At 73.2% G+C, this 25355-nt stretch carries 22 protein-coding genes and 1 riboswitch; of the genes, 14 read left to right on the plus strand and 8 right to left on the minus strand.

The window, feature by feature from the left end:
• The first annotated feature begins 16 nt into the window (after positions 1–16).
• Complete coding sequence (sucD, locus tag ACZ60B_RS01635; protein ID WP_469383301.1) at positions 17–901, plus strand: succinate--CoA ligase subunit alpha; 885 nt, start codon at positions 17–19, stop codon at positions 899–901.
• A 159-nt stretch (positions 902–1060) separates the two neighbouring features.
• Here sucD and ACZ60B_RS01640 read toward each other — a convergent pair whose 3' ends face one another.
• Positions 1061–2173, minus strand: a complete 1113-nt coding sequence (locus ACZ60B_RS01640; RefSeq protein WP_469383302.1) for a helix-turn-helix domain-containing protein — start codon at positions 2171–2173, stop codon at positions 1061–1063.
• Between the two features lie 113 nt (positions 2174–2286).
• Between ACZ60B_RS01640 and ACZ60B_RS01645 the strand changes: the two genes are divergently transcribed.
• Positions 2287–4476 carry a cell division protein PerM gene (locus ACZ60B_RS01645; protein ID WP_469383544.1) on the plus strand — a complete coding sequence of 730 codons (2190 nt, stop codon included), beginning with the start codon at positions 2287–2289 and terminating at the stop codon, positions 4474–4476.
• Between the two features lie 170 nt (positions 4477–4646).
• Here the strand turns inward: ACZ60B_RS01645 and ACZ60B_RS01650 are convergent, their stop codons facing one another.
• Positions 4647–5432 (minus strand): hypothetical protein, encoded by a 786-nt coding sequence (locus tag ACZ60B_RS01650; protein ID WP_469383303.1) that lies wholly within the window; start codon positions 5430–5432, stop codon positions 4647–4649.
• Positions 5433–5738: 306 nt separating this feature from the next.
• Between ACZ60B_RS01650 and purN the strand changes: the two genes are divergently transcribed.
• Positions 5739–6368 (plus strand): phosphoribosylglycinamide formyltransferase, encoded by a 630-nt coding sequence (purN, locus tag ACZ60B_RS01655; protein WP_469383304.1) that lies wholly within the window; start codon positions 5739–5741, stop codon positions 6366–6368.
• Positions 6365–7927 carry a bifunctional phosphoribosylaminoimidazolecarboxamide formyltransferase/IMP cyclohydrolase gene (gene purH / locus ACZ60B_RS01660; RefSeq protein ID WP_469383305.1) on the plus strand — a complete coding sequence of 521 codons (1563 nt, stop codon included), beginning with the start codon at positions 6365–6367 and terminating at the stop codon, positions 7925–7927. The genes purN and purH overlap by 4 nt, the downstream gene beginning before the upstream one ends.
• 146 nt (positions 7928–8073) lie before the next feature.
• Here the strand turns inward: purH and ACZ60B_RS01665 are convergent, their stop codons facing one another.
• On the minus strand, positions 8074–8697 hold the full coding sequence (locus ACZ60B_RS01665) for a hypothetical protein (RefSeq protein ID WP_469383306.1): 624 nt from the start codon (positions 8695–8697) through the stop codon (positions 8074–8076).
• 286 nt (positions 8698–8983) lie between these two features.
• Here ACZ60B_RS01665 and ACZ60B_RS01670 point away from each other — a divergent pair, with 286 nt between their 5' ends.
• From ACZ60B_RS01670 to ACZ60B_RS01690, 5 genes are all read left to right on the plus strand, one after another.
• Positions 8984–9838 carry a bifunctional methylenetetrahydrofolate dehydrogenase/methenyltetrahydrofolate cyclohydrolase gene (locus tag ACZ60B_RS01670; protein WP_469383307.1) on the plus strand — a complete coding sequence of 285 codons (855 nt, stop codon included), beginning with the start codon at positions 8984–8986 and terminating at the stop codon, positions 9836–9838.
• Between the two features lie 241 nt (positions 9839–10079).
• Positions 10080–10502, plus strand: coding sequence for a DUF3017 domain-containing protein (locus ACZ60B_RS01675; protein WP_469383546.1), 423 nt, complete (start codon positions 10080–10082; stop codon positions 10500–10502).
• Positions 10503–11070: 568 nt separating this feature from the next.
• Positions 11071–12198, plus strand: a complete 1128-nt coding sequence (locus ACZ60B_RS01680) for a helix-turn-helix domain-containing protein (protein WP_469383308.1) — start codon at positions 11071–11073, stop codon at positions 12196–12198.
• A gap of 604 nt (positions 12199–12802) precedes the next feature.
• A complete protein-coding gene (locus tag ACZ60B_RS01685) occupies positions 12803–13792 on the plus strand; it encodes a malate dehydrogenase (protein WP_152893564.1) in 990 nt (329 codons plus the stop codon).
• Positions 13793–14336: 544 nt separating this feature from the next.
• On the plus strand, positions 14337–15059 hold the full coding sequence (locus ACZ60B_RS01690; RefSeq protein ID WP_469383309.1) for a hypothetical protein: 723 nt from the start codon (positions 14337–14339) through the stop codon (positions 15057–15059).
• Between the two features lie 52 nt (positions 15060–15111).
• Here ACZ60B_RS01690 and ACZ60B_RS01695 read toward each other — a convergent pair whose 3' ends face one another.
• On the minus strand, positions 15112–15837 hold the full coding sequence (locus ACZ60B_RS01695) for an isocitrate lyase/PEP mutase family protein (RefSeq protein WP_469383310.1): 726 nt from the start codon (positions 15835–15837) through the stop codon (positions 15112–15114).
• Positions 15838–15856: 19 nt separating this feature from the next.
• Positions 15857–16405, minus strand: coding sequence for a carboxymuconolactone decarboxylase family protein (locus ACZ60B_RS01700; RefSeq protein WP_469383311.1), 549 nt, complete (start codon positions 16403–16405; stop codon positions 15857–15859).
• 47 nt (positions 16406–16452) lie between these two features.
• On the opposite strand from ACZ60B_RS01700, the gene pdxR reads away from it, so the two are divergent.
• Positions 16453–17868: a MocR-like pyridoxine biosynthesis transcription factor PdxR gene (pdxR, locus tag ACZ60B_RS01705; RefSeq protein WP_469383312.1), complete on the plus strand. Its 1416-nt coding sequence runs from the start codon at positions 16453–16455 to the stop codon at positions 17866–17868.
• Here pdxR and ACZ60B_RS01710 read toward each other — a convergent pair.
• A complete protein-coding gene (locus ACZ60B_RS01710) occupies positions 17852–18718 on the minus strand; it encodes a DMT family transporter (protein ID WP_469383547.1) in 867 nt (288 codons plus the stop codon). The genes pdxR and ACZ60B_RS01710 overlap by 17 nt on opposite strands.
• A 118-nt stretch (positions 18719–18836) precedes the next feature.
• Here ACZ60B_RS01710 and ACZ60B_RS01715 point away from each other — a divergent pair, with 118 nt between their 5' ends.
• Both ACZ60B_RS01715 and ACZ60B_RS01720 read left to right on the plus strand, forming a co-directional pair.
• Positions 18837–19241: a hypothetical protein gene (locus ACZ60B_RS01715; protein ID WP_469383313.1), complete on the plus strand. Its 405-nt coding sequence runs from the start codon at positions 18837–18839 to the stop codon at positions 19239–19241.
• A 14-nt stretch (positions 19242–19255) separates the two neighbouring features.
• Positions 19256–20452: a glutathionylspermidine synthase family protein gene (locus ACZ60B_RS01720; protein WP_469383314.1), complete on the plus strand. Its 1197-nt coding sequence runs from the start codon at positions 19256–19258 to the stop codon at positions 20450–20452.
• Positions 20453–20477: 25 nt separating this feature from the next.
• Here the strand turns inward: ACZ60B_RS01720 and rocD are convergent, their stop codons facing one another.
• On the minus strand, positions 20478–21683 hold the full coding sequence (gene rocD, locus ACZ60B_RS01725) for an ornithine--oxo-acid transaminase (RefSeq protein WP_469383315.1): 1206 nt from the start codon (positions 21681–21683) through the stop codon (positions 20478–20480).
• A gap of 92 nt (positions 21684–21775) precedes the next feature.
• Positions 21776–21864: riboswitch (ZMP/ZTP riboswitch) on the plus strand.
• Positions 21865–21907: 43 nt separating this feature from the next.
• Here rocD and ACZ60B_RS01730 point away from each other — a divergent pair.
• Positions 21908–23362, plus strand: a complete 1455-nt coding sequence (locus tag ACZ60B_RS01730; protein ID WP_469383316.1) for a glycine hydroxymethyltransferase — start codon at positions 21908–21910, stop codon at positions 23360–23362.
• Positions 23363–23391: 29 nt separating this feature from the next.
• Here the strand turns inward: ACZ60B_RS01730 and ACZ60B_RS01735 are convergent, their stop codons facing one another.
• A complete protein-coding gene (locus tag ACZ60B_RS01735) occupies positions 23392–24015 on the minus strand; it encodes a hypothetical protein (protein ID WP_469383548.1) in 624 nt (207 codons plus the stop codon).
• 286 nt (positions 24016–24301) lie between these two features.
• Here ACZ60B_RS01735 and trpS point away from each other — a divergent pair, with 286 nt between their 5' ends.
• Entirely contained in the window at positions 24302–25315 is a 1014-nt protein-coding gene (gene trpS / locus ACZ60B_RS01740; protein WP_469383317.1) for a tryptophan--tRNA ligase, read from the plus strand.
• Positions 25316–25355: the final 40 nt, after the last annotated feature.

Genomic DNA, 25355 nt, shown 5'->3' on the forward strand with positions numbered 1-25355 from the left:
AGGGACTCAGACAGCCATGGCTATCTTCCTCAACAAGGACTCCAAGGTCATCGTCCAGGGCATGACCGGTGCCACGGGCATGAAGCACACCAAGCTCATGCTGGCCGACGGCACGAACATCGTCGGTGGCGTGAACCCCCGCAAGGCGGGCACCTCCGTCGACTTCGACGGCACCGAGATCCCGGTCTTCGGCTCGGTGGCCGAGGCGATGGAGAAGACGGGCGCGAACGTGTCCGTCCTCTTCGTGCCGCCGGCGTTCGCCAAGGCCGCCGTGGTCGAGGCGATCGACGCGGAGATCCCCCTCGCGGTCGTCATCACCGAGGGCATCGCCGTCCACGACTCGGCCGCGTTCTACGCGTACGCCGTGTCGCAGGGCAACAAGACCCGCATCATCGGCCCCAACTGCCCGGGTCTCATCACCCCCGGCCAGTCGAACGCCGGCATCATCCCGGGCGACATCACCAAGCCGGGCCGCATCGGCCTGGTGTCGAAGTCCGGCACGCTGACGTACCAGATGATGTACGAGCTCCGTGACATCGGCTTCTCGTCGGCCGTCGGCATCGGTGGCGACCCGGTCATCGGCACCACGCACATCGACGCGCTCGCCGCGTTCGAGGCCGACCCCGACACCGACCTGATCGTCATGATCGGTGAGATCGGCGGCGACGCCGAGGAGCGCGCGGCCGACTACATCAAGGCCAACGTGACCAAGCCGGTCGTCGGCTACGTCGCGGGCTTCACCGCGCCCGAGGGCAAGACCATGGGCCACGCCGGCGCCATCGTCTCCGGCTCCTCCGGCACCGCGCAGGCGAAGAAGGAGGCCCTCGAGGCCGCCGGCGTCAAGGTCGGCAAGACGCCGACCGAGACGGCGAAGCTGGCGCGCGAGATCCTCGCCGGCTGACCGGACACCGGACCACCGGCCGGCGGACGCCCCGCGCGTCGCGGCCGCGGCAGGGCCCGCACCCCCACCGGGGTGCGGGCCCTGCCGCATGTCGCCCGCCGCCCCGCCTCCGGGCACCGGGCGTGTCGCCCTTCCCCGCGCCGATGGCGGCGGGCGCCCTCACCGGACCTCCGGCACCAGCCGCTCCGGTCCGTTCTGCGTCTGCGAGCGCAGCTTGTCCCGCAAGGTCACCTGCTCGTACGACAGCGGGCCCGGCGCCGTCTTCGGCGGGACTCCCTGGACCGTCTCCCCGGCGGGCGCGGGCGGCTCGTAGCGCGTGGGCGCGGAGCGCAGGGTCAGGGAGGTCACGCCGATGAGGGCGACCGTGAACGCGATCGCGGCCTGGGTCCAGAAACGCGTCCTGCGTTCCCCGTTCACCCGCACCGTCGTCGGCCTGGTCGTCTGCAGGCGTTCGGCGGCGGCCAGTTCGGTCAGCCGCCGGTGCAGGCCGGACGGGTCCGTGAGCTCCGGCAGCCGCGCCGCGACGGCCTCGCGCGCGTGCAGCAGTCGCTTCGCGGTCGCCCGTCTGCTCGCCTCCGTCTCCGCCGCCGTCTCGGCCAGACCGAGACCGACCCCGTCGTGCAGCAGAAGGGTGCGGCGGTACGGCGGCGGGAGCCGCAGGAACACCTCCAGCAGCACACGGTCGGCCGCGTCGGCGGGCGGGGGTTCGCCGCGCCGGTGACTCGGACGGAACCGGTGCCAGGGCGAGAGCGCGTACTCGTACGTCGTCGCCCGCACCCAGCCGGCCGGGTCCCGGTCCTGGGCCACCTCGGGCCAGCGCTGCCAGGCGAGCTGGAAGGCGCGCTCGACCGACTCGCGGGCGAGTGCGCGGCGGCCGGTGAGCAGATACGCCTGCCGCACGAGAGCGGGGGCGCAGAACGAGTACAGCGCGTCGAAGGCCTGAACCGGTGTCAGGGTTCCGGCCGCCTGCGCGGCCCGCGACGGTTCGGAGTCCGGGGACGTCTGCCGCTCCTGCGGCGCGGTCGTCCCGGTCCCGTCCGTCCCCCGACCGGCCGTCATGTCGGGGCCGGGTTCCGCGAACGCGGCCAGCAGCCTGGCGTACTCCTCCCGCTTCCGGCCGCGTGGAGCGGTGCGGCCGGCTTCCCACGCCCGCACCGTCTTCAGGGGCACGCCGAGCCGCGCGGCGACCTGATCCTGCGTCAGCGCGCCCTGCTCGCGAAGGCGTCGACGTTCGCCCGGCGAGGGGAGCGGGGGTGCAGGGCTCTGTGTCACAGGACGCCCCTCCGTACGAAAAAGTACATAAATTTATATTGAGTGACACGTCGGAGGTTCGCCTGTTACGACGGTAAAGCGCGTGTCGTTGGGAGCATGGCGACGTGATCCAGATGACCGCTCGCCGATCATTGCTGTCGCCCCTGCTCATGCGGATGCGCGACCGTTCGCCGGGACTGGGCCCCAGCCTCCTGGGCGGTGCCGTCGCCGCGGGGCTCGGGCTCGGCGCACTGGCCGTGCTCGTGATGGTGCTCTGGATCAGTTCGCCGTATCCCGACAGCGGCCCGGGGGGCGCCCTGCACGTCGCCGCCGCCCTGTGGCTGCTGGCGCACGGCGCCGAACTGATCCGCACCGACACCCTCTCCGGTGTCCCGGCCCCCGTGGGCGTCACCCCGCTGCTGCTGTGCGCCCTGCCTGCCTGGCTGGTGTACCGGGCGGCACGGGACGCGGTGGACGGCGACACGGATGTGGACGCGGACGTGCCACCGGTCGCGGCGCACACGGCCTGGGCGGGTGTCGTCCTCGGCTACCTGGCCGTCGGCGCGGCCGCCGCCCTCTATGCCGCGGGCGGCGATCTGCGCCCCTCGTGGAGATCGACGGGAGTGAGCCTGCCGCTGGTCGCCGTGGTGATGGCCGGGGCGGGCGTCTGGACGGCGTACGGGCGACCCCGCCGGCCGGTCGACAGGATGCTGGCCCTGCTGCCGGGCGCGCTGCGGCGGCTCGTCCTCGGAGCGGACGCGCGGGCGCGGCTCGGCGCCGCCGTACGGACCGCGGCCGCCGGGACGGCGGTGTACTTCGGGGGCGGCGCGCTGCTGGTGGGGGTGTCGCTGGTGTGGCACGGGGACGCGGCGCGCGCGTCCTTCTGGCAGCTCACGGAGGGCTGGTCGGGGCGGTTCGCCGTGCTGCTGCTGTGTCTCGCGCTGATGCCGAACGCGGTGGTGTGGGCGGCCGCGTACGCCCTCGGCCCCGGCTTCGCACTGGGCGTCGGCCATGTCACGGCCCCCGTCCACTCGGCACCCGCTCCGCTGTTCCCGCCGTTCCCGCTGCTGGCCGCGGTGCCGGACGCCGGGCCGGGTACGCCGCTGAACTGGGCGTCCGCGGCGGTGCCGGTGACGGCCGGGGTGACGGTGGGCTGGTTCACGGCCAGGGCGGCGCTGCGCAGGCCGGGGACCCGGGGCTGGTCGCGCGAGCGGACCGCGGCCTCGGCCGGTCTTGCGGCCGTGCTGTGTGCGGGGGCGCTCGCGGTACTGGCCGCGCTGGCGGGCGGCCCGCTCGGCGTCGCCGCGCTCGCCCGGTTCGGGCCGGTGTGGTGGCAGGTGGGTTGCGCGGCGCTGGTCTGGACGGCGGGCGTGGGTGCGCCGGTGGCGCTGGCGGCGCGGTGGTGGCGGAACCGGGGCACCGCCCCGGCGCGGGGTTCCGAATCGACGATCGGCAGACAACGGGCCGAGGCGGCCGAGCCCGCGCCGACACCCGCCCCGAGGCCGGGGGCGAAGCCGAAGCGGACGTGGAGGCTGATCACGAGGACGAGGACGAGGACGACGCCGATGCCGATGCCGGAGCCGATGCCGCCCTCGGTTCCGGCATCGGCCTCGGACCCGGTACCCGCCGTGGCACCGGTACTCGCTCCGGCATCGGCGTCGGCATCGGCGTCGACGTCGGGGGCGAAGCCGAAGCGGACGTGGAGGCTGATCACGAGGACGAGGACGGTGCCGAACCCGTCCGCGCACCCGACGCCGGAGGCGGCGCCCCACCCGGTGCCGGCCCCGAAGCCGAACCCGGCCCCGAAGCCGGGGCAGGCACCGGAGACGGGCACAGGGACGGCCGCCGGGCAGCCGCCGAAGACGCAGGGGAACCAGGCGGAGCAGACGGAGCAGGGGGCGCGTGCGCGCCGACGTCTGCCGCGCCTCCCGGGGCGCACGCGGACCGACCGGCCGACGGGGCCGGGGGAGGCGCCGAAGCCGGTGCCCCGGCCGGTACCGGAGCGGGCGTCGACGGCGGAAGCCGGGCGGACGGAGGAAGGCCGGGACGCGCACGGGCGCCGGTTCTGGAAGCCGCGGCGCCCGGCGCCCGGCCGACTGCCGCGGGGCCGGCGTTCGAGAGGACCCGGGACGAAGCCGGGGAGTGCTCGGGGTGCGGCACGGCGCCGCGAGGACGAGAGCCCGTACGACCTGCTCCCCGCCGATCCCCCCGCCGTCGAGCCGCTGCCCGGACCCTGGCACGGCGACGCGGCGCGCGAGGCACGCTGGGCGGCGCTGCGGGACGCGTCCGGCCCACCGGACGACACCACCGGACCACGCCCCTGAAGCCGGACACGGGGAACCGCCGAGAGCCCCGGCCCGTCGGGAATCCAGGCCCGGTGAGCACCCTTGCCGTCACGGCTCCCTGCCCGCCGCGACTCCTGCGCACCCCGCCTCCCCACGCGCCCGGCCCCCGCCCGGGGAGGCGGGGGGGGCAGGGGACGCGGGGCCGGTTGTCAGTCGGTGCTCAGCACCCCGCGGAGCTCCTCCGGGAGAAGCTGCTTGCAGGACTGCTTCGCCGCGTTGGTGAGGGCGTCGTTCGTGCAGGTGTAGTAGTCGCGGTAGACGAGCTGGGCGGTGAAGCCCGCCGCGACCAGGGCGATGGCCAGCGACGCCGTGACCAGGCCGCTCACCGCGGCGGTGGTCTGCGGACGCCCGGTCGTGGGCTGGGCCGGGGTGTTCGGGTCGGGGGTGCGGGGCTTGATCCGCAGGGCGCTGACGCCCCAGTACACGGCCAGGGCGCCGAGCAGCAGGCTCAGGTACGACCAGCCGAAGAGCGCGAAGAAGAAGGCCCACATGCCGCCCAGCAGGGCGTAGCGCGCACGGCGCTGGGCGGGGTCCATCGGGTCCCAGCGCGTCCCGGAGGAGGGGTCGCCGCCGGACGGACCCTCGGGCCCGTTGCCGTTGTCGTTGCCGCCGGGGCGCTCGCCGAAGCCGCCCTGGGAGCGGCCGGGCTGCCGGTCGCTCCAGTGGCCGCCCCAGGGGGAGCCGCCGCCCTCGCTCTCGCCGCCCGCCGGACGGCGGGGCTGCCACGGCCGGTCGGGCGTGCCCTCCGGCGGCGGCGCGTACGGGTTGTCCTCCCGGGCCGGTCCGTCGCCGCCGCCCTGCTCGCCACCGCCGCCGCGGCCCGAGGGCGCGTCGGGCGGCGAGCTGGGGCGCTCGCGCAGCAGTACGCCGCTGCGCACCACGCCCTGCGGCGACTGCGGGGCGAGCGTGAGGAGTCGCTGGCTGCGGTCCGGCATCAAGTGAGCGTCTTCCCCTTGGTGAGTACGACTGATGTCGCGTTGGTGAATACGACGGGTGGCGCGGCGGATCCTGCGTGAGCTGTCTCCGTGAGCCGTCTCCCTGGTGAACGCGTCGCAGACCGACGGCGTTCCCGAGCCCGCTCCTCCCAGACGCTACCTTCCGGCCACGCCCCCGTCCCGTGGGGGCCGCTTCGTGTGCCGGTATCGTTGCTGGCGGTCGGCCGCTTCGTAGACTTCCCCGTATCCGGGAGCGCGAAGCATTCGTACGACTGTACAAACGCTTCCCCGAGAAAGGGCCCCATCGTGGCCGCCAAGCCCGTGGTCAAGCGCCTGGTCGTGCTGGTCTCCGGATCAGGCACCAACCTCCAGGCGCTCCTCGACGCCATCGAGAGCGTCGGCAGCGAGGCGTACGGAGCCGAGATCGTGGCCGTCGGCGCGGACCGCGACGGCATCGAGGGGCTCGCCCGCGCCGAGCGCGCCGGACTGCCGACCTTCGTGACGAGGGTCAAGGACCACGGCAGCCGGCAGGAGTGGGACGCGGCCCTCGCCGAGGCCGTCGCCGCCCACGAGCCCGACCTCGTGGTGTCGGCCGGGTTCATGAAGATCGTGGGGAAGGAATTCCTCGCCAGGTACGGCGGGCGGTTCGTCAACACGCACCCCGCCCTGCTGCCCAGTTTCCCCGGAGCCCATGGTGTGCGGGACGCGCTCGCGTACGGCGCCAGGGTCACCGGCTGCACCGTCCACTTCGTCGACGACGGCGTCGACACCGGGCCGATCATCGCGCAGGGCGTGGTGGAGGTCCGGGACGAGGACGACGAGAGCGCTCTGCACGAGCGCATCAAGGAAGTCGAGCGAAGGCTGCTCGTCGATGTCGTGGGGCGGCTCGCCCGCAACGGCTATCGCATTGAGGGACGAAAGGTAGTTATCCAGTGACCGCCGAGAACAAGCGGGCCATCCGTCGCGCGCTCGTCAGCGTCTACGACAAGACCGGGCTCGAAGAGCTGGCCCGCGGGCTCCACGAGGCCGGAGTCGAGCTGGTCTCCACCGGGTCCACCGCCGCCCGTATCGCCGCCGCCGGCGTCCCCGTCACCAAGGTCGAGGAGCTCACCGGCTTCCCCGAGTGCCTGGACGGCCGGGTCAAGACCCTGCACCCGAAGGTGCACGCCGGCATCCTCGCCGACCTGCGGCTGGACAGCCACCGCGAGCAGCTGGCCGAGCTGGGCGTCGAGCCGTTCGACCTCGTCGTCGTCAACCTCTACCCGTTCCGCGAGACCGTCGCCTCGGGTGCCTCCGCCGACGAGTGCGTGGAGCAGATCGACATCGGCGGCCCGTCGATGGTCCGCGCCGCCGCCAAGAACCACCCGTCGGTCGCCGTGGTGACGAGCCCGGTCCGCTACGGCGACGTCCTCGCCGCGGTCAAGGAGGACGGCTTCGACCTCGCCACCCGCAAGCGGCTCGCCGCCGAGGCCTTCCAGCACACGGCGTCGTACGACATGGCGGTCGCGGGCTGGTTCGCGAGCTCCTACGCGCCCGTCGACGACTCGCAGTTCCCCGACTTCCTCGGCACCACGCTGGAGCGCAAGAGCACGCTGCGCTACGGCGAGAACCCGCACCAGCCGGCCGCCCTCTACGTCGACGGTTCGGGCTCCGGCCTCGCCGAGGCCGAGCAGCTGCACGGCAAGGAGATGTCGTACAACAACTACACGGACACGGACGCCGCCCGCCGTGCCGCGTACGACCACGCCGAGCCGGCCGTCGCGATCATCAAGCACGCCAACCCGTGCGGCATCGCGACCGGCGCGGACGTCGCCGAGGCGCACCGCAAGGCGCACGCCTGCGACCCGCTGTCGGCGTTCGGCGGTGTGATCGCCGTCAACCGCCCGGTGTCCAAGGAGATGGCCGAGCAGGTCGCGGAGATCTTCACCGAGGTCATCGTGGCGCCCGACTACGAGGAGGGGGCGCTGGAGGCCCTCGCCAAGAAGAAGAACATCCGGGTGCTGAAGGCGGCGGGCGCCCCCGCGAACCCGGTCGAGGTCAAGCCGGTCGACGGCGGCGCGCTGCTCCAGGTGACCGACCGTCTCCAGGCCGACGGCGACGACCCCGCCAACTGGACCCTCGCCACCGGCGAGGCGCTCGACGCGGCCGAACTGGCCGAGCTCGCCTTCGCCTGGAAGGCGTGCCGGGCCGTGAAGTCCAACGCCATCCTGCTCGCCAAGGACGGCGCCTCGGTCGGCGTGGGCATGGGCCAGGTCAACCGGGTCGACTCCGCGAAGCTGGCCGTGGAGCGGGCCGGCGAGGAGCGGGCGCGCGGTTCGTACGCCGCCTCCGACGCCTTCTTCCCGTTCCCCGACGGTCTGGAGATCCTCACCGCGGCCGGGGTGAAGGCCGTGGTCCAGCCCGGCGGTTCGGTCCGTGACGAGCTGGTCGTGGAGGCCGCGAAGAAGGCGGGCGTCACGATGTACTTCACCGGGACGCGGCACTTCTTCCACTGACCGCAGGCCCCGCCGTGGCGGTCCGGCCCGTGTCGGGCCCGGGCCGCCACGGCGGGAAAGCACCAGGGCCGTGTCCCTCCCCTGCGCGGGGACGGGACACGGCCCTTGGACGTGCCGGTACGGCTGCTGCCGCGCGCGTCGTCCGGTCAGTACCGCGGACGGCTGAACCAGGCGGCGCCGGACGGGACGATCATCGCCGCCGCCATGATGCCGCCGAAGCCGATCCACAGCAGCGCCCACACCAGCGCGGCCGAGGAGCTGGCGCTGGCCGCGCTGATCAGGATGAGGACGCCGAACAGGGCGCCCAGGATGCCGTAGATCATGGTGGTGATGCGGATGCCCTGGCCGCCGCGGCCGAACTTCACACCGAGGGTGATCGACAGCCCCGCGAGGCCCAGGAAGAGCACCGCGACGACGAAGAAGATGCCCGCCGACGCGTGACCGATGTCGGAGAAGCCGTTTCTGCCGAAGGTGTCCTCGCCCGAGTTGGAGACGTCGTTGACCGCGGCGGCCCCGAAGATCGCGACGAAGCCGAGGATGACCTGCACGGCCGCGACGATGTAGAGCAGGACCCGCGCGGTCGTCATCAGACCCGGCATCGTCTGCGGCATCGCGTTCACACCGGCGTAGCCGGGGTAGCCCTGCTGCGGGTATCCGTAGCCCTGCTGCGGCGGGACGCCGGGCGGCTGCTGGGGGTAGCCGTAACCGGGAGCGGCCGGCGGCTGCTGGGGCGGCTGCCCGTAGGGGTTGTTCGGGTCGCCGAAACTCATGGCGGTCCTTCCTCCGTGTTGCCCAGGTGCGGGGACGACGCGCGGCACGGTTTCGGAGGAAAGTTCTACAGATGCGGTCCGTCCCCCCGGTACTGCCCGCGACACTGCGCTGCTCATCGTTCTTTAGACGCCTCTTACTTGTCCAGCGGCATTCCGCATGTGTTGTGCAAGTGCAACATCGCCGATCATGGGCGGATCCAGGGGTTTCGGCTGTTGTGGCGGATGTGGGCACCGTGTGACGGACCCGGATTGGAACACGGGGGCGGTCATCCGGGAGGATGGGGTCATGACCGCCCAGATTCTCGATGGCAAGGCCACCGCAGCCGAGATCAAGTCCGATCTGACCGCCCGCGTTGCGGCGCTGAAGGAGAAGGGCGTCACGCCCGGCCTCGGCACGATCCTCGTCGGGGAAGACCCCGGCAGCCAGAAGTACGTCGCCGGCAAGCACCGCGACTGCGCCGAGGTCGGCATCGCGTCCATCCAGCGCGAACTGCCCGCCACCGCCACGCAGGACGAGATCGAGGCGGTCGTGCAGGAGCTGAACGAGGACCCGGCGTGCACCGGCTACATCGTTCAGCTGCCGCTGCCCAAGGGCATCGACGAGAACCGCATCCTCGAACTGATGGACCCGCACAAGGACGCCGACGGTCTGCACCCGACCAGCCTCGGCCGCCTGGTGCTCAACGAGCCCGCCCCGCTGCCCTGCACCCCCAACGGTGTGCTGACGCTGCTGCGCCGCTACGGCGTGGAGACCAAGGGCGCCGAGGTGGTGGTCGTCGGCCGCGGCGTCACCATCGGGCGTTCGATGCCGCTGCTGCTGACGCGGCGCAGCGAGAACGCGACGGTGACCCAGTGCCACACCGGCACCCGTGACCTGGCCGCCCACCTCAAGCGGGCCGACATCATCGTCGCCGCGGCCGGTTCCGCGCACCTGATCCGTCCCGAGGACGTCAAGCCGGGTGCCGCCGTCCTCGACGTCGGTGTCTCGCGCAACGCCGAGGGCAAGATCGTCGGGGATGTCCACCCGGGCGTCGCCGAGGTGGCCGGCTTCATCTCCCCGAACCCGGGCGGGGTCGGCCCGATGACCCGTGCCCAGCTGCTCGTCAACGTGGTCGAGGCGGCGGAGCGCAGTGCCGGCTGAGGCGGACGAGACCCGGCAGGGGGCCGCAGGGACCTCCGCGCAGACCTCCGTACGGGCGTCCGCGCGGGTCGCCGCGCCGGACCCCGCGGAGGGCGACGTGCGGAACGGGAGCCGGGACGGCGAGCGGGCCGACGGGGAACGTGACGCCCACGTCGACGGACAGGCCGACGCCAGCGTCGACGCGCGGGCCGGTGGGCAGGGCGGCGAGCAGGCGGACGCGGAGCCCACCGTCCTCGACCCGATCAGCGCGCCCGACGCCGCCGGGCGGCCGAAGCGCGCGACGCGCCGGTTCCCGCTGTTCACCAAGGACACCGCGCGCCCCGAGGGCGGCGGCCGGGCCGCGCCCGGCGACGCGCCGGCCCCCGCGCGGCAGTGGCCGATCCTCGCGGTGCTGGTCGTGGTCGGGCTGGGCCTGCTGCTGACGGCGCTGGACCAGTTCCGGGTCGGGACGATCCTGATCGGCGCCGCCCTCCTCGCCGGAGCGGTCATGCGCTGGATGCTCCCCGGCGTCGGCATGCTCGCGGTGCGCTCCCGCTTCACGGACATCGCGACGTACGGAGTGCTGGGTCTCGCCATCGTGCTGCTCGCCCTGATGGCGCAGCCGGACCCGTGGCTGGTGATCCCCTTCCTGAAGGGCGCGCTGCACTTCAGCGTCAGCGGCTGATCCCCGCGTACGACGTACGGCGGTCCGTCCTCACCCCCGTCGGAGGACGGCCCGCCGCCGGACACCACCCTCCCCCGCCGCGGACGCGCGGTTCAACCGCTGCCGACGCGCTGTGTCACGGAAGTGACCGTTCCGCTACCGTGTCCGCGCCATGCCACAAGCGTGCTGCCGTGAGCGTGCTGCCAGGGGCGTGACGCCGTGAGCGTGCTGCCGCGGGCGTGCTGCCTCGACCGGTGATCCGGAGGCATTTGAGGCATGTGAGGTCACGCTTGTGTGCCCACTGTGTCGATGAGTTGACAAGTTCGGAAAGCGTCCCGAACCGGCCGTACACCGCGACTAACGTGTCCAATGAGGACGGTCCAGGACGGGTCGGGGTGGTCCGGGGCGTCCGGTGATCAGTCGGGCGTGCGGAGCCGCCCGCGCGCGGTCCGCGCACTCCCGTGCGCCGTCGTCCCGGGAACTGGGACCACGGCCGGACGCATCTCTGTGGGTAGCCGGAACGGGGGCCTGGCGGAGGGCGTCACGCACGGGAACGATCGGCACCTACCGGGGGAAGAGGGGGGGTTCGATGCCTCGTTGGAGGGCCTTGCCGGATGAACTCGATCCGCAGGTGAGGGAGTTCGTCAGCCAGTTACGGCGGCTGGTGGACCGCGGCGGTCTGGGCGTCGCTGCGGTGGCCGACCGCACGGGCTACAGCAAGACGTCCTGGGAGCGCTATCTCAACGGCCGGCTCCTGGCGCCCAAAGGGGCGATCGTGGCCCTGGCCGAGGTGACCGGCACCAGCCCGGTCCATCTGACCACCATGTGGGAACTCGCCGAACGCGCCTGGAGCCGTTCGGAGATGCGTCACGACATGACCATGGAGGCCTTCCGCATCTCCCAGGCGCGGGCCGCGCTGGGGGAGTTCGGCGCCCCGCCGGTGAACGCCGAGCCGCCCGGGAAGGCCCGGCCGGGCCGAGCGGCCCGGCAGGGCGGCAGCGCCACGGTGACCCCCGGGACCGCGGGCCCCGCGGGGGTCGCCCCGACAGTGCCGCAGCAGTCGGGAAGACCCGACACCGACGTCCGGCGGCGCGACCACGCCGCACACCTCGGTTCGAGCCCGCGCCCGGGTCCAGGCCCTGACCCGAGTCCGTACGGCGCGCCGCCGCGGGGCGACGGTCCGGGAGCCGCCGGTCCGGCCGACGACTCGGCCGGCTCGCCCGGAAAGCGGCGGGCGACGATGTTCCTCGCGGGTCTCGTCGGTGTCCTCGTCGTCATGGCCGGAGTGTTCTGGTTCGCCACCGGCGACGGCGACGGCAAGGGGAAGGCGGGGACGGGCGGTTCGCCCTCGGCGTCGGTCGGCACCACCGTCGCGCTGCCCGCCGGGGTGAAGTGCAGCGGAGCGGGCTGCACCGGCAAGGACGCGGAGAGCATGGGGTGCAGCGGTGCCCTGGTGACCACCGCCGAGAAGGCCACCGTCGCCACGACCGTCGTCGAGGTCCGCTACAGCGAGACCTGCAAGGCCGCGTGGGGGCGCATCACGGGCGCCGCGCGGGGGGACGAGGTCCAGGTCGCCGTCGGTGCCGCCCGGCAGTCCGGCAGCATCACGGCCGCCGGGGACACCATCGCGTACACGCCGATGCTGGCGGTGAAGAACGCGGCCGAGGCGAAGGCGTGCGCGACCCTGGCGTCCGGGCCGAAGGGGTGCACGCGGTAGCGGTCCGGAGCGTGGGGATGTGCGCGGTAGCGGTCCGGGGCGTAGTGGTGCGGTCCGCGCGGGCCGTGACGGTGCGAATCGTGGGGCGCGACCGGCGTCACGAACAATTCGGTGCCGGACACGCATGGTCGTCGGCATCCGGGGCAGGCGGACATCACCCCCACGGGAGTCCGGTGATCCGGCACCCCACGGCGGCCGCCCGTGTCCTCTCCGAGACCGGCGGCCGCCGGTCTCGCCCTCCGGGCCGTGAGCCCGGCCGCCGCGCCGACCTTCCGGGTCGTCAGCCCGTCCGACGCTCCCGCTCACTCTTCGGGCCGTAGGCCCGGCCGCCGTCCTCACCCTTCGGGGTGAACGCCGATCGACCCTTTTCCGCCCGGTCGTTGGCCCGGTCGGCGTCCCTCTGTGGGGCGGGCCACAGGGGCCCGCGCGTGCGGCATCCCGGATGCGCGATAGCCTGACCGCTGGATCTCTCTTGACGCCAAGAGATCGATCATTCGTACCGGTGATCGATCATCGCGGCCGGCGCCGGTCACGAGCCGACGGCGGGGATCCCGGACCCCCGGGGCAGGGACGCCCCACCGCCAGCTGTCATACGGAGAACGCCATGACCCGCACTCCCGTGAACGTCACCGTCACCGGCGCGGCCGGCCAGATCGGTTACGCCCTCCTCTTCCGCATCGCCTCCGGTCAGCTGCTCGGCGCGGACGTGCCGGTCAAGCTGCGCCTGCTGGAGATCACCCCGGCGCTGAAGGCGGCCGAGGGCACGGCCATGGAGCTGGACGACTGCGCGTTCCCGCTGCTTCAGGGCATCGACATCACGGACGACCCGAACGTCGCCTTCGACGGCACGAACGTCGCCCTTCTCGTGGGCGCCCGTCCGCGCACCAAGGGCATGGAGCGCGGTGACCTGCTCTCCGCCAACGGTGGCATCTTCAAGCCGCAGGGCAAGGCCATCAACGACCACGCCGCGGACGACATCAAGGTCCTCGTCGTCGGCAACCCGGCCAACACCAACGCGCTCATCGCGCAGGCCGCCGCTCCGGACGTACCGGCCGAGCGCTTCACCGCGATGACCCGCCTCGACCACAACCGCGCGCTGACCCAGCTCGCGAAGAAGACCGGCACCACGGTCGCGGACATCAAGCGCCTGACGATCTGGGGCAACCACTCCGCCACCCAGTACCCCGACATCTTCCACGCCACGGTCGCCGGCAAGAACGCCGCCGAGGTCGTGAACGACGAGAAGTGGCTGGCCGAGGACTTCATCCCGACCGTCGCCAAGCGCGGTGCCGCGATCATCGAGGCCCGTGGCGCGTCCTCCGCCGCCTCCGCCGCCAACGCCGCCATCGACCACGTGTACACGTGGGTCAACGGCACGGCGGACGGCGACTGGACCTCGATGGGCATCCCGTCGGACGGCTCCTACGGCGTCCCGGAGGGCCTGATCTCCTCCTTCCCCGTCACCACCAAGGACGGCAAGTACGAGATCGTCCAGGGCCTGGACATCAACGAGTTCTCGCGTGCCCGCATCGACGCCTCCGTCAAGGAGCTCGAGGAGGAGCGCGACGCGGTCCGCGGCCTCGGCCTCATCTGAGCCGTCCTGGGCCGATCCGCCTTCGCGGTTCTGTCACGACCTCGCACAGGCCCCGTTCCGGTTCCGACCGGAACGGGGCCTGTGGCCGTTTTCGCCGCTAACGTCGAAAGCGGTGGCCAACAGGGCGTTCGGGGGGTCCGTGATGGACGCATTCGGATGGGACGGCTCCGGTCCGGCGCACGAGCCGGGTGCCGGACGTGACGCCGGCTTCGGACATGAGCCTCGCTCAGGACGCGAGCCGCGCGCGGGACATGAGTCGGGCTCAGGCTACGAGCCGAACCCAGGGCGTGAGCCGAACTCAGGGCGTGAGTCCAGCGCGGGGCACGAGTCCAGCGCGGGGCGTGAGCCCGGCTTCGGGTACGAGCCGGGCGAGGAGGGCTCCGCGCCGCCGTGGGCGTCGGCCGAGACCCGGACCGGCACAGCGCTGCCACCGCCGTGGACACCCGCGCCGGACCGGCCCCCGACTCCCCTCCCGCCCCCCTGGGCACCCGCCGCCGGTCACACCCCGGCGCCCGCTCCCGTCTCCGCCCCCGTCCGTTCCCGGGTGGCGCGTCTGCTGCTCGTGACCACCGCCACGGTCGTCCTCGGCGGGGGCGTCGGAACCGGGCTCTGGTACCTCACCCGCGACCCCGTCACCCTGCCCGGGGCCGCCCCGACCGTCGCCGCCCCGGTCTCCGGGGGCACCGCGACCACCGACGACACCGCCACCGGCGAGGACACCGCGACCACCCCGGCCGCCGACGCGACCTCGGCACCGCCGGCGGCCACGGCACCGGCGAAGTCGCCCGCCGCGCCGACCGGGACGGCCGCCCCGGGCTACCGCACGGCCCGTGACCCGGTCGGCTACACCGTGGCCGTCCCCGAGGGCTGGACCCGCAGGCAGAAGCAGGGCGAGCTGGCCCCGGTCGTCTCCTACGACTCGCCGGACGACGGCCGTCGGCTCCAGATCTTCGCGCTCGCCGAGAGCACCCCGGCCGAGTCCCTGGACCTCGCCGAGCACGACCCCGGTTACGGCTTCGCCCGCCAGCCCGGCTACCGGGTCCTCGACCGCCGGTCCGACACCGCCTTCGCCGAGCTGACCTACCGCTACGACGACGCGGACACCGGCCCCCGCCAGGTGATCGACCACCGCTTCCGGGCCGCCGACGGCACGCTCTACGCGATCCGCTCCAGCGGTCCGGAAAACCTCGCCGCCGACCTGGTCCGCGCCCCGCTCACCACGGCGGTCACGTCCTTCTGCCCACCGGGCGGCGGGTGCGGGAGCTGATGGCGGCCCGGTCGGAGAGCGGGCCGGGGACCGCCCTCCGGCCAGGCACCGCTCACCGCTTCCGCAGCTCCTCGGCCATGCTCAGCAGCGCGTGGGACGACCACTTCTGCAGGCCGGGCCCGAACGTGATCCGGGTGGCTCCCAGCGCGCCGAGCTCGCCCGGCGAGGGGCCGTCGCCGTCGAGCCGGGCGAACACGTTGAGCGGGCCCCGGATGCCCGACCGCAGCCGCGGCAGCAGCTCGGCCGGGGCGCCGATCGGATAGACGCAGTCGGCCCCGGCGGCCACGTACCGGGCGGCCCGTTCGACGGTCTGACCGGGGTCGGTGACCCCGCGCAGGAAGGTGTCGACCCGCGCGTTGACGAAGAGCCGGCCGGCGGCCGCCGACCGCACCTCGGCCAGCCAGTCGGCGTGTTCCCGCGGATCCTTGAGGACGCCGCCCGAGGAGTCCTCCAGGTTGCAGCCCACGGCCCCCGTCTCCAGCAGCCGCTCCACCAGCTCCCTCGGCCGGAGTCCGTACCCGTCCTCGACGTCCGCGGACACCGGGATGTCCACGGCCCGTACGATCCGCGCCACCGCCGCGAACATCTCGTCGGCCGGGGTCGCCCCGTCCGCGTATCCCAGCGAGGCGGCGACTCCGGCGCTCGGCGTGGCCAGGGCCGGGAACCCGGCGTCGGCGAACACCCGGGCGCTCGCCGCGTCCCACGGGCCGGGCAGGACGAGCGGGTCGTCCGGCGAGCGGCCCAGGTGCAGGGCGCGTAAGGTCTCGGCCTTGTTCACGGTCGGCGTCCCGTCCCCGTCATCCGTGCTGTCCCGGCCGGTAGTGCCCCGGCACCATCCGGGTGGTCACCGCGAACCGGTTCCACGCGTTGATCACCGTGATCGCGGCGATGAGCTGGGCCAGCTCGGCCTCGTCGAACTGCTTGGCGGCCCGCTCGTACACCTCGTCCGGTACGAACCCGTCGGTGAGGACCGTGACCGCCTCGGTCAGCTCCAGCGCCGCGAGCTCCTTCTCCGTGTAGAAGTGCCGGGACTCCTCCCAGGCGGCGACCTGGATGATCCGCTCCACGCTCTCGCCCGCCGCGAGCGCGTCCTTGGTGTGCATGTCGAGGCAGAACGCGCAGTGGTTGAGCTGCGAGGAGCGGATCTTCACCAGCTCGGCCAGCCGCGGATCGAGCCCGGCCCGCGCGGCCCGGTCCAGCTGGACCATCGCCTTGTAGACCTCGGGCGAGTGCCGGGCCCAGGCGAGCCGGGGAGTGTGCTCGGGGGCGTACTCGGTGGCTGAGGACGTGCCGGTCGGGTCGGAGGCGTGGGCGTCGTGGCTGTCGTGGTCGTCGTTCGTACTCATGACGTCGACCCTAGGCGCGAGGCAGCCCGCGGGTATGGTCCATTTCCATGGCTGAACCCTGGGCCAATCTGGGCATCGACCTGCATCTGGAACCGTCCGGACCGGGCCTGCGCCGAGGGCTGACCGACGCCCTGCGCGAGGCGGTCCGCAGCGGACGGCTGACCGCGGGCACCCGGCTGCCGTCCTCCCGGTCCCTCGCCGCCGACCTGGGCATCGCCCGCAACACGGTCGCCGACGCCTACGCCGATCTGGTGGCCGAGGGCTGGCTGACCGCCCGGCAGGGTTCCGGCACCCGGGTCGCCATGGGGGTACCTCCCACGTCTTTCGGACAGTGGGGGAGCGCGCTGCCCCGGCCGGCCGGCCGCCCCGCACTCCGGCCGCGCCCGCCCGGCCGGTCCGCCTACAGCCTTCTCCCGGGCAACCCGGACCTCGCGACCTTCCCGCGCGCCGAGTGGCTCAGGGCCGCCCGCCGCGCCCTGGCCGCCGCCCCGAACGACGCCCTCGGCTACGGCGACCCGCGCGGCCGCGTCGAACTGCGCACCGCGCTCGCGGGTTACCTCTCCCGGGCCCGAGGCGTGCGCGCGGACCCCGACCGCATCCTCGTCTGTTCCGGGTTCTCCCAAGGTCTGCGGCTGCTCGGCGAACTGCTGCACGCCCGCGGGCTGCGCACCCTGGCCGTGGAGTCGTACAGCCTCGACGCGCACCGCGACCTCGTCGAGCGCACCGGCCTGCGCACCGTCCCGCTGCCCTTCGACGAACGCGGCACCCGTCCGGGGGACCTGACCGGCGTACGGGCGATGCTGCTGACCCCCGCCCACCAGTTCCCGATGGGCGTCGCGCTGCGTCCCGAACGCCGGGCCGCGCTGGTCGACTGGGCCCGTCGCACCGGCGGTCTGATCCTGGAGGACGACTACGACGGCGAGTTCCGCTACGACCGTCAGCCCGTCGGCGCCCTCCAGGACCTGGACCCCGAGCACGTGGTCTACCTCGGCACGGCCAGCAAGTCCCTCGCCCCCGGCCTGCGCCTGGGCTGGCTGGTGCTGCCGCCGTCCCTGGCCCCCGAGGAGGTGGTGGGGGAGACATCCGCCACCGGCGTGCTGGACCAGTTGACCTTCGCCGAGTTCATCGCCTCCGGCGCCTACGACCGTCATGTGCGTGCCGTCCGCCAGCGGTACCGCCGCCGCCGCGACGCCCTGGTCGCGGCCCTCGCCGACCGCGCGCCGGGCATCCGCGTCACCGGTATCGCGGCGGGCCTGCACGCCGTCGTACGGCTGCCGCCGGGAACCGAGCAGTCGGTGGTCCGGGCGGCCGCCTGGCAGGGACTGGCCGTCCAGGGCCTGTCCCGCTTCCGCCATGAACTGGCCACCGTGGAGCCGCTGGACGCCCTGGTCGTCGGCTACGGCACCCCGCCGGACCACGCGTGGACCGGCACGCTGGAGGCACTGCTCAGGGCGTTGCCGTAGGGGGCGGCACCGTCGGGGCCTGCGCTGCCGACGTCTCCTGCGGCGCCTCCCCGAACCGCGCCAGCGCCAGCGCGCCCGCCACCGCCACCGCGAATCCCAGCGCCGCCAGCCAGGTCAGCCCCTCCCGGGTGCGGTCGCCGAGCCAGATCACGCCCACCGCCGCCGGACCGATCGTCTCGCCGATCACCATGCCGGCCGTCGCCGTCGTCACCGAACCGCGTTGCAGGGCCGAGGTCAGCAGCAGGAACGCGGCGCCCCCGCCGAGCAGCAGCGCATAGACGGCCGGGTCGGTCAGCAGGTCGACCGGCCGCAACGAGTCGACCAGCCGGACCGACACCTCGACCACCCCGAAGCCGAAGCCCGCGCCCAGTCCGAGCACCAGGGCCCGGGTGCGCCCGTGCAGCCGTCCGCCGAGCAGGCCCAGCAGCAGCACCGCCAGGGCCGTGGCCACCATCGCGTACCGCAGCGCCCCCGGCCCGTCCTCGGCCCCCTCCGTCCCGGACGCCAGGCCCAGCATCGCCAGCCCCAGACACACCACCGCGACCGCGGCCCACTCCACCCCGCTCAGCCGCACCTTCAGCAGGCGCGCCGCCACCACCGCCGTCACCGCGAGGCTCGCGGCCAGCGCGGCGCTCACCGCGTAGATCGGCAGCGAACGCAGCGCCGCGATCTGGAGCAGGAACCCCAGCCCGTCCAGCGCGAGTCCGGCCAGATACCGCCACTGCCGCAGCGCCCGCAGCAGCAGCGCGGCATCCCCGCCGCCGCCGGCCGCGCCCGCCTCCCGCGCGGCCATCGCCTGGAGAACCGTCGCCGTGCCGAAACACACCGCGGCACCGAGCGCACACACCATCCCGAACAGCACGAAAGCGACTCCAACGGAGCGGGAGACCGCCGGGCCCCCTGCCGGGTCCGGCGCGCCTGTCCTTAGGATGACCGCCGGACATCACCGACCGACGGGGGACACGACAATGGCGGACACACGCAGACAACTACGCTCCGGCACGGTGGTCCTCGGCGGCATGGGCCTGCTCGCCACCGCCCTGACCGCCTGCTCCTCCGCCCCGGACCAGCGCTGTGTCGACCGGAACAGCTACCAGCTCGCCAAGGGCTACAAGGTCGTCTCCGACAAGAACTGCAAGTCCACCAGGTCCACCACGACCTCCAAGACGTCCAAGACCTCCGTGAACGGCGCCTGGTACTACGGCGGCAAGGAGAAGAAGTCCTGGGTCACCGGGGGCTCCTTCACCAAGCCGGGCAAGGGCTCCGGCTCCGGCTCCGGTTCGGGTTCGCGCGGTTCCTCGGACGACGACAGCCACAAGAGCGGGGTCCACCGCGGCGGCTTCGGCGGCGGCCACGGCAGCTCCGGCGGCTGACGGGTATCCGGACCGTGGAACGCCGTACGACCACCCCTCGCCCCGGCTGGCAGCAGACCGTCGAGGGACAGGGACTCGTCTACCCCCTCACCCGTCATCCCGACGGCTCGCTGCGCCCCTACTGGGACGAGAGCGCCTACTACGTCTTCACGCTCGACGAGGTCGAGGCGCTGGAGGAGACCGTCGAGGAACTGCACCGCATGTGCCTCGCCGCGGCCGGGCACATCGTGGCGCAGGACCGTCTCGCCGACCTCGGCATCACCGACCCGCGGGTCGCCGCGGCCGTGACCGAGGCCTGGCACCGGCGTGCCGAACTGCCCTCGCTGTACGGCCGCTTCGACCTCCGTTACGACGGCACCGGCCCGGCCAAGCTGCTGGAGTACAACGCCGACACGCCCACCTCCCTGGTCGAGGCCGCCTCACCCCAGTGGTTCTGGATGGAGGAACGTTTTCCCGGCGCCGACCAGTGGAACTCCCTGCACGAACGGCTGGTCGACAGCTGGCGCAAGCAGGCCGGGCTGCTTCCGCCCGGCAGCCCCCTGCACTTCGCGCACTCCTCCGCCGACGAACTGGGCGAGGACCTGATGACGGTCGCCTATCTGAAGGAGACCGCCGAGCAGGCCGGCCTCGCCACCGAGTGGATCTCCATGGAGGAGATCGGCTGGGACACCCTCTCCGGCCGCTTCGTGGACCGGCAGCTCCGCTTCATCCGCAGCATCTTCAAGCTCTACCCGTGGGAATGGCTCACCACCGACGCCTTCGCCCGCCATGTCCTCGACACCCTGGACAACGGCGGCGGCACCGGTTCCACCCTCTGGATCGAGCCCGCCTGGAAGATGCTCCTCAGCAACAAGGCGCTGCTGGCGATCCTCTGGGAGCTGTACCCGGGGCACCCCAACCTGCTCCCCGCCTTCCTCGACGGCCCCCGAGACCTGGCGGCCACGACCGGCTACGTCGCGAAGCCCCTCCTCGGCCGCGAAGGCGCCGGGGTGACGATCCACGAGCCCGGCTCCGCCGCTCCCGCAGCCCCGGCGCCCGGTGACGAACCCCGCTGTTACCAGGAACTGGCGGAGCTGCCGGTCTTCGACGGCAACCACGTCGTCCTCGGTGCCTGGGTGGTCGGGGACGAGTCGGCCGGTCTCGGGATCCGCGAGTCCACCGGCCCGATCACGGACGAGTACGCCCGCTTCCTGCCCCACGTGATCCTCTAGGGCGAGCAGGCGGCCCGCCGCCCGCTCACACGTCCAGTACCGCGCGCAGCTGGTCCAGCCCCCAGTCCAGGTCCTCCTTCGCGATCACCAGCGGGGGTGCGATCCGGATGGTCGGGCCGTGGGTGTCCTTCACCAGTACGCCCCGGTCCATCAGCTTCTCGGAGACCTCCCGGCCCGTCCCGTACGCCGGAGCGATGTCGACGCCCGCCCACAGTCCGCGCCCGCGCACCGCCGTCGCCCGGCCGCTCCCGGTCAGCCCGGTCAGCTCCCGGTGCAGGTGCTCGCCCAGCTCGGCGGCCCTGGCCTGGTACTCGCCCGAGCGCAGCATCGCGATCACCTCCAGGGCCACCGCGCAGGCCAGCGGGTTCCCGCCGAACGTCGACCCGTGCTCCCCGGGCCGGAACACCCCCAGCACCTCGGTGCTCGACACCACCGCCGACACCGGCACGATCCCGCCGCCCAGGGCCTTGCCCAGCACATACACATCGGGCACCACACCCTCGTGCTCGCACGCGAACGTACGTCCGGTCCGGCCGAGGCCCGACTGGATCTCGTCGGCGACGAACAGCACGTTCCGCTCCCGGGTCAGCTCCCGCACCCCCGGCAGATAGCCGGCCGGCGGCACCAGTACGCCCGCCTCGCCCTGGATCGGCTCCAGCAGCACGGCCACCGTGTTCTCGGTCAGCGCCGACCGCAGCGCCGTGAGATCGCCGTACGGCACGATCTCGAAGCCCGGCGTGTACGGCCCGAAGTCCGCCCGGGCCTCCGGATCGGTCGAGAAGCTGATCACCGTCGTCGTACGGCCGTGGAAGTTGTTGCCCGCGACCACGATCTTCGCCATCTCCGACGGCACGCCCTTGACCCGGTAGCCCCACTTCCGGGCGGTCTTCACGGCCGTCTCGACCGCCTCCACGCCCGTGTTCATCGGCAGCACCAGCTCCATCCCGCACAGCTCGGCGAGCTCGGCGCAGAACGCCGCGAAGCGGTCGTGGTGGAACGCCCGGGACGTCAGCGTCACCCGGTCGAGCTGGGCCTTCGCCGCCTCGATCAGCCGTCGGTTGCCGTGCCCGAAGTTGAGCGCGGAGTAACCGGCCAGCAGGTCCAGGTACCGGCGCCCCTCGATGTCGGTCATCCACGCGCCGTCGGCGGTGGCGACGACCACCGGCAGCGGGTGGTAGTTGTGCGCGCTGTGCTCCTCGGCCGCTCGGACCAGGGACTCTGTGGCGGTCACGGTGCCCTCCAGGACGTGGGACGGGCCCCCTTCCTATCGTCGCTCGCATGATGGACGCGGGACCATGCGCCACGACGAGCCCGGTAGGCTTTCCCGCGGGCCGTGACTGGCGCGCTGGGATGGGACGAACCATCGGGGAGCGGCCCGGTAGTGACCAGTGCCGTGCGCCTGGGCCGTGCCGTGAACCGTGACCGCATTCGATGCCACGCCACCCGGAGGCCGAGATGACAGAGCAGCAGCCCCTCTCCACCGAGTCCACCGCCTTCCGCGCCGCCCTCGACGTGATCCGAGCCGTCGAGCCCCGTGTCGCCGACGCCATCGGCCAGGAGGTCGCCGACCAGCGCGAGATGCTCAAGCTGATCGCCTCCGAGAACTACGCCTCGCCGGCCACCCTGCTGGCCATGGGCAACTGGTTCAGCGACAAGTACGCCGAGGGCACCGTCGGCCGCCGCTTCTACGCCGGCTGCCGCAACGTCGACACCGTCGAGTCCCTCGCCGCCGAGCACGCCCGCGAGCTGTTCGGCGCCCGCCACGCCTACGTCCAGCCGCACTCCGGCATCGACGCCAACCTCGTCGCCTTCTGGGCCGTGCTCGCCGACCGGGTCGAGGTCCCCTTCCTGGCGAAGACCGGCGCCCGCCAGGTCAACGACCTCTCCGAGGCCGACTGGGCCGAGCTGCGCCAGGCCTTCGGCAACCAGCGGATGCTCGGCATGTCCCTGGACGCGGGCGGCCACCTCACCCACGGCTTCCGGCCCAACATCAGCGGCAAGATGTTCGACCAGCGCTCCTACGGCACCGACCCGGCCACCGGCCTGATCGACTACGACGCCCTGCGCGCCCAGGCCCGCGAGTTCAAGCCGCTGATCGTCGTCGCGGGCTACTCCGCGTACCCCCGGCTGGTGAACTTCCGGATCATGCGCGAGATCGCCGACGAGGTCGGCGCCACGCTCATGGTCGACATGGCCCACTTCGCGGGCCTGGTCGCGGGCAAGGTCCTGACCGGCGACTTCGACCCGGTCCCGCACGCCCAGATCGTCACCACCACCACCCACAAGTCGCTGCGCGGCCCGCGCGGCGGCATGGTCCTGTGCGACGACTCCCTCAAGGACCAGGTCGACCGCGGCTGCCCGATGGTCCTCGGCGGCCCGCTCCCGCACGTCATGGCGGCCAAGGCGGTGGCCCTGGCGGAGGCCCGGCAGCCGTCCTTCCAGGACTACGCCCAGCGCATCGTCGACAACTCCCGCGCCCTGGCCGAGGGTCTGATCCGGCGCGGCGCCACCCTGGTCACCGGCGGCACCGACAACCACCTCAACCTGATCGACGTCGCCTCCTCCTACGGCCTCACCGGCCGCCAGGCCGAGGCCGCCCTGCTCGACTCGGGCATCGTCACCAACCGCAACGCCATCCCCGCCGACCCCAACGGCGCCTGGTACACCTCCGGCATCCGCATCGGCACCCCCGCCCTGACCACCCGCGGTCTGGGCACCGCCGAGATGGACGAGGTCGCCGGACTCATCGACCGCGTCCTGACCACCACCGAGGCCGGCACCACCGCCAAGGGCGCCCCCTCCAAGGCCCAGCACGTCCTCGACCCCAAGATCGCGGACGAGATCTCCCGCCGCGCCACCGACCTGGTCGCGGGCTTCCCGCTGTACCCGGAGATCGACCTCGGCGCCTGACCGGCGCGCCCGGACCCCGGCGGCGCGGACTACAGATCGATCAGCTCCTGCCGGGGTTCCTCCCCGGGCGGTCCGGCCTCGCGCCGGGCCGCCGCGCGGCGCGCCAGCAGCGTGCCGCCGACCCCGGCGGCCAGACCGGCCGCCGCCCAGCCGGCCCGCTCCGGCCAACCGGTCGCGCCGGACGAACCCGCACCGGGTCCGTCCCCGGCCGTACCGAGCAGCCCCGTCCGGTCCACCCGCTCGTAGAGCGGCCGTGAGAGCCGGTTCCAGCGGATGTCGTCGTCCTCCACGTCCGGCGACAGGTCCGAGCGCACCCAAGGGGTGCCGTCCGCGGCCACGAACAACTGGTCCTCCCGCTCCATGGCGACGTCGGCGCCCGGCGCCCGGCGGGTCTGCGGCCAGCCTCCGATACCCGTGAGCCCCCAGACCACGGTGATCCGCACCGACGGATACCGGCCCTCCGCCCAGGCGTCCGCCACCGGCTCGGTCCGCGTGCGCATCGGTTGCAGAAGCTGCCACAGGTCGTCGAAGCCGGGCTGTCCGAAGCGCAGGGTCCGCGTCCGTCCCGTGTGGTCCGCGACGATCAGGGCCAGGTCGGGGACGTCGCGGTCCGGGGTCCGCGCGGTCGACGCGGCCGCGGGCGCGCCGCACAGGGCCACCTCGCACAGGGCCGCCAGCAGCAGCGCGACGGACCCGCCCCGCGCCGCCGTGCGCCCGCCCCGACGTCCGCTTCGGCACCCGTCGGCACGCCCGCCGCGACGCCCGCTCACACGTTCCCCTCGTCTGCCCCGGGATCCCATCCCCTCCCCCTCCCTGCCCTTCGGGCCCGGCGAGGCCCTCCGGACGACACGGGTTCCGCAACTCCCGTGGCGGGCCCGTTCCTCCATCAGTTCCCCACCAGTTCAGGACCGCACCGCGAGACCTGAGAGAATGATGAACATGGCCTCTGACCGACCCCGCGTGCTCTCCGGAATCCAGCCCACCGCAGGCTCGTTCCACCTCGGCAACTACCTCGGCGCCGTCCGCCAGTGGGTGGCACTCCAGGAGTCCCACGACGCGTTCTACATGGTCGTCGACCTGCACGCGATCACGGTCCCGCAGGACCCCGCGGAGCTGCGCGCGAACACCCGCCTGGCGGCCGCGCAACTCCTCGCGGCCGGCCTCGACCCGGAGCGCTGCACGCTCTTCGTGCAGAGTCACGTCCCCGAGCACGCCCAGCTCGCCTGGATCATGAACTGCCTCACCGGCTTCGGCGAGGCCTCCCGGATGACCCAGTTCAAGGACAAGTCCGCCAAGCAGGGCGCCGACCGGGCGTCCGTCGGCCTGTTCACGTACCCGGTCCTCCAGGTCGCCGACATCCTGCTCTACCAGGCCCACGAGGTCCCGGTCGGCGAGGACCAGCGCCAGCACATCGAGCTGACCCGCGACCTCGCCGAGCGCTTCAACGGCCGCTTCGGCGAGACCTTCACCATCCCGAAGCCGTACATCCTCCGGGAGACGGCGAAGATCTACGACCTCCAGGACCCGTCGATCAAGATGAGCAAGTCGGCGTCCACGCCGAAGGGCCTCATCAACCTTCTCGACGACCCCAAGGCGACGGCGAAGAAGGTCAAGAGCGCGGTCACCGACACGGACACCGTGATCCGCTACGACGCCGAGGGCAAGCCGGGCGTCAGCAACCTCCTCACCATCTACTCCACCCTCACCGGCAGGTCGATCGCCGAGCTGGAGCAGGAGTACGAGGGCAAGATGTACGGCGCGCTCAAGACGGACCTCGCCGAGGTCATGGTCGAGTTCGTCACACCGTTCCGGGAGCGCACCCAGCAGTACCTGGAGGACCCGGAGACCCTCGACTCGGTCCTCGCCAAGGGCGCGGAGAAGGCGCGCGCGGTCGCCGCGGAAACCCTTTCCCGGGCGTACGACAGAGTCGGCTTCCTGCCCGCCAAGCACTGAGGCGCACCACCGCACACACGCACCACCGGGCAGAGCGCTG

Source organism: Streptomyces sp. NPDC104096 (assembly GCF_055584385.1).